Below are 272 nucleotides of genomic sequence, written 5' to 3' on the forward strand. Positions count from 1 at the left end.
ATGTTCATGTTTTCCACTTAGAATAGACTTGGGAGTGTTTTTTTCAAGTCCATCAGCATACATCTCAGCACCGATTTCCAACGCTGCTTTAGCTGCTTTGTTTGTTTTTTTAGCCATTTTATTTAGGTTTCTTTGCAGTTCATCAAAGCTTTCCAATCCATCACTGGCCATCACTTCACCAACTTTGCAACAATAGTTTGCAAATCAATTCTTTTTGATGTTGGGAGTATGTCTTCTATGGAGTACAATCTATCTTCAAACAATATCTTCAT

General features: G+C 36.0%; 1 protein-coding gene. It reads right to left on the reverse strand.

Annotated elements, in window-relative coordinates:
• The coding region (locus tag R2R70_RS20305) for an HK97 gp10 family phage protein (protein ID WP_410978945.1) at nt 1–171 on the reverse strand (171 nt) is incomplete at its 3' end.
• Nucleotides 172–272: the final 101 nt, after the last annotated feature.

This window comes from Cobetia sp. SIMBA_158, assembly GCF_046566945.1.
Classification (GTDB): Bacteria; Pseudomonadota; Gammaproteobacteria; order Pseudomonadales; family Halomonadaceae; genus Cobetia; species Cobetia amphilecti.